Consider the following 3,889-nt stretch of genomic DNA (forward strand, 5'->3'; position numbering starts at 1 on the left):
CCCTTTGCCCGCCCCTCGGCACCGCGGCCCCGGTGACGCTCATGCCTTCAGCCTCTCCAGGATGTCGCCGGGCGCGATCAGCTCACGGGAGCCGTCCACGCGGCGCTTGAGTTCCACCTTGCCGTCGGCGAGCCCCTTCGGCCCGACCAGGATCTGCCACGGCAGGCCGATGAGGTCGGCGGTGGCGAACTTGGCGCCGGCCCGCTCCTCGGTATCGTCGTAGAGCACGTCATAGCCGGCGGCGGTCAATTCCGCGTAAAGCTTTTCGCAGGCGGCCTCGGTGGCGCTGTCGCCGGCCTTCAGATTCAGGATGCCCACCTGGAACGGGGCCACCGCATCCGGCCAGATGATGCCGTTGTCGTCGTGGCTCGCCTCGATCATGGCGGCGACGAGACGGGAGGGGCCGATGCCGTAGGAGCCCATGTGGATGGTGTGCTCGGCGCCGTCCGGCCCCTGCACCCTGGCGCCGAAGGGCTCGGAATATTTGGTGCCGAAATAGAAGATGTGCCCCACCTCGATGCCCCGCGCGGCCATGCGCCGCGCCTCGGGAATGGCGGCGAAGGCGGCCTCCTCGTGCTTCTCGGAGGTGGCGGCGTAAAGCTGCGTCCACCGATCGAACACGGACTGGAGGCCGGCCGCGTCGTCGAAGTTCACGTCGGCGGAGGGCGGCGCCATATCGAGGTAGTCGCCGTGGCAGAACACCTCGCTCTCCCCCGTGGAGGCGAGGATGATGAATTCGTGGGAGAGGTTGCCGCCGATGGGACCGGTGTCCGCCACCATGGGAATCGCTTTCAGCCCCATTCTTGCGAAGGTGCGCAGATAAGCGACGAACATCTTGTTGTAGGAATGGCGGGCGCCGGCGGCGTCGAGGTCAAAGGAATAGGCATCCTTCATCAGGAACTCGCGCGAGCGGTAGACGCCGAAGCGCGGGCGCACCTCGTCCCGGAACTTCCACTGGATGTGGTAGAGGTTGAGCGGCAGCGCCTTGTACGACTTCACATAGGCCCGGACGATCTCGGTGATCATCTCCTCGTTGGTGGGGCCGAACAGCATCTCGCGCTCGTGGCGGTCCTTGATGCGCAGCATCTCCTTGCCATAGTCGTCGTAGCGCCCGCTCTCGCGCCACAGGTCCGCCGACTGGATGGTGGGCATCAGCATCTCGATGGCGCCGGAGCGATTCTGCTCCTCGCGGATGATGTTGCACACCTTGTTGAGCACCCTGAGGCCGAACGGCAGCCACGCATAGATGCCGGCCGATTCCTGCCGGATCATGCCGGCGCGGAGCATCAGGCGGTGGGAAACGATCTCCGCTTCCTTGGGCACTTCACGCAGGATGGGGAGAAAATAGCGGGACAGGCGCATCGGCGGGCTCTGGATCTCAAACCTGGGAACGAAGTCGGCGCGAGTGAAAGCGGAAGGGGAGCTAAAACACAAGAGCCAGCGGCCCGCGACGGCGCCGCGTGCGCGGCTTCCGCCACAGGGCCGGCCGGTAAAATGATCTCGCGCGCTGTTCCGGACACGAGACGGCGGCGCCGGCGCGCCCCGCCACGGCGGATGCGGCCCGATGGAGGTAGCCATGCGCCTTTCGAATGACAGACACGGTGTCTCACAACCATAGTGCATTGCAGCAATGCGCTTATTGCGGCGCAAGGATGACAAACGACAGATTCTTGTTCTATTTTGACCTCGCACAAGAAAGGGGATCGTCACCGGCCGGCCAGATGGACGGTGAACGCGGTCCGGGTCTCGGGAGGAATCGAAGAATAAGCCGACCGACGGCCGCTGCTTGGCACTCAATGCCTTTTGGCGCATACGGTATCGGCATCACGGCTCGGCCGCGCGGCTCAAGAAGCGGACTTAGATCCGCAGGCGGCGCAGGGCCCCGTGGAATGACAAAGGCGCAGCCCCGGGCTGCGCCTTTTTCTTTTGCATCCTTCTTTGCATCGTGACCATCCGGGGCCTCGCGCCTCAGCCTCCCGCGAACACCAGCCGCACATAGGCCCGGAACTGAAGCACCTGCCGCGGCAGGATGGAGGGATCGCGCAGCGCGCGCCCCAGCACCAGCCCGCCTTCCACCACCGTCGCCAGCATGTCGGCGAGGGCGTCGAGGTCCACCGCCTCCCGCGGGGGATGGGTGCGCGCGATCAGATCGAAGCGCTCGCGGAACCTCACGCGCCATTCCAGCATGCCCTGGGCGTTGAGGTCGCGGATCTCGCGGTTGAAGAGCTGGTCCTGATAGCAGAAGGAGGCCGCGAGGCAGCCGGGATGGGCCTCCTCGAGCATGGCCATGTTCTCCGCGAACAGCTTCAGGGCGATCAGCAGGCCGTGGAGCGGATCCTCGTTCAGCTCGTCGGCGCGGGCGAACAGGTCGTCGAGCAGGGCCCGGTCGCGCTCCAGGTAGCGCTGCATCATGGCCTTGGCCAGCTCGGCCTTGTCCTTGAAATGGTAGAAGAAGCCGCTCTTGGTGATGCCCACCGCCGCGATCAGCTCCTCGATGGAGGTCGCGGCGAAGCCTTTCGCCAGCACCGCCTCCTCGGCGAGGGCCAGGAGCCGCTCGCGCGTGTTGCTACCCCGTCTCGGGACCTGCTCCAGCATGGCCTTGATGTACCATAGGTACAGTTGACACCAACGTACCCTTCCCCTGGGACATCATCCCACAACTCGGCAGGATCCGGAAATGAAAGCACGCGGAATGACTTGCCCCGCGTTTCATCGGGATTGACCACGAGTAGCGTAGAACTTGGGCCACCCTGGACGCACGGTTCGATCCGACGGGACGGCGGCAGTCCTTTCATTCGGATACCGCCGCCGCCCTCCTCTGGACGGAGATCACCATGAGCAAGTATCGCGCGGCCCTGCCGCAACTGGCCGGCCGCCTGTTCCTGATGGATGGCGGGCTGGAAACCACCCTCGTCTTCCACCAGGGCATCGACCTGCCCTGCTTCGCCGCCGCCGACCTGCTGAAGGACACGGAAGGCACGCAGCGCCTCGCCGCCTATTACGATCAGTATGCCGGCGCGGCGGCAGCCGCTGGGCTCGGCTTCGTGCTCGATTCCCCCAACTGGCGCTCGAACCCCGACTGGGGCGCGAGGATGGGCCTGTCCCGCGAGGCCCTCGCCGATGCCAACCGGCGCGGCATCGCGCTGATGGAGGAGATGCGCGCGCGCCACGAGACGCCGCTCTCGCCCATGGTGGTGTCCGGCGTCGTCGGCCCGCGCGGCGACGGCTATATCGCCGGGGCCATGATGACGCCGGATGAGGCGCGCGATTACCACGCCTGGCAGATCGGCCTCTATGCCGAGACCACCGCCGACATGGTGACGGCCTACACCCTGACCTATTGCGCCGAGGCCATCGGCATCGTGCAGGCGGCGCAGGCGGCGGGGCTGCCGGTGGCCATCTCCTTCACGCTGGAGACCGACGGCCGCCTGCCCTCGGGCCAGACGCTGAAGGAGGCGATCCGCGAGACCGATGCGGCCACCGGCGGGGCGGCGGCCTATTACCTCATCAACTGCGCCCACCCCACCCACTTCGCCCATGTGCTGGAGCCGGGTGCGGACTGGATGGAGCGCCTGCGGGGCCTCAGAGCCAACGCATCACGGCGCAGCCATGCGGAGCTCGACGCCTCGCCGGACCTCGATGCCGGCGATCCGGTGGAACTGGGCCGGCTCTATGGGGAGCTGCGCAGCCGCATGCCGCACTTCACCGTGCTGGGCGGCTGCTGCGGCACCGATCACCGCCACGTGGAGCAGATCCGCTTCGCCTGCACCGCCACGAGCGCCGCGGCGTGAGGCGCCGGACGGCTCCCCCTTCCCCTTACGGGGGAGGGGGCAGCTGACCTGACTGCAAAGGGCCGCCGGGCGGAAAGCGCCGTGCCCCCTCCCTGCCC

3 protein-coding genes are annotated in these 3,889 nt (G+C 67.0%); 1 reads left to right on the plus strand and 2 read right to left on the minus strand.

All coding sequences use genetic code 11. The features are described 5' to 3' along the window. Nucleotides 1-39: 39 nt before the first annotated feature. Both proS and K9U40_RS22215 read right to left on the minus strand, forming a co-directional pair. On the minus strand, nucleotides 40-1,362 hold the full coding sequence (gene proS, locus K9U40_RS22210) for a proline--tRNA ligase (RefSeq protein WP_282892280.1): 1,323 nt from the start codon (nucleotides 1,360-1,362) through the stop codon (nucleotides 40-42). 606 nt (nucleotides 1,363-1,968) lie between these two features. Next, entirely contained in the window at nucleotides 1,969-2,595 is a 627-nt protein-coding gene (locus tag K9U40_RS22215; protein ID WP_282892281.1) for a TetR/AcrR family transcriptional regulator, read from the minus strand. A 239-nt stretch (nucleotides 2,596-2,834) separates the two neighbouring features. Here K9U40_RS22215 and K9U40_RS22220 point away from each other — a divergent pair, with 239 nt between their 5' ends. Continuing rightward, nucleotides 2,835-3,791, plus strand: a complete 957-nt coding sequence (locus K9U40_RS22220; RefSeq protein ID WP_282892282.1) for a homocysteine S-methyltransferase family protein — start codon at nucleotides 2,835-2,837, stop codon at nucleotides 3,789-3,791. Nucleotides 3,792-3,889: the final 98 nt, after the last annotated feature.

Source organism: Xanthobacter autotrophicus, assembly GCF_030015065.1.
Lineage (GTDB): Bacteria > Pseudomonadota > Alphaproteobacteria > Rhizobiales > Xanthobacteraceae > Xanthobacter > Xanthobacter autotrophicus_D.

Coding starts and splice junctions, on each gene's coding strand:
- proS (WP_282892280.1), bottom strand. CDS start 1,362: ATGCGCCTGTCCCGCTATTTTCTCCCCATCCTGCGTGAAGTGCCCAAG.
- K9U40_RS22215 (WP_282892281.1), bottom strand. CDS start 2,595: ATGCTGGAGCAGGTCCCGAGACGGGGTAGCAACACGCGCGAGCGGCTC.
- K9U40_RS22220 (WP_282892282.1), top strand. CDS start 2,835: ATGAGCAAGTATCGCGCGGCCCTGCCGCAACTGGCCGGCCGCCTGTTC.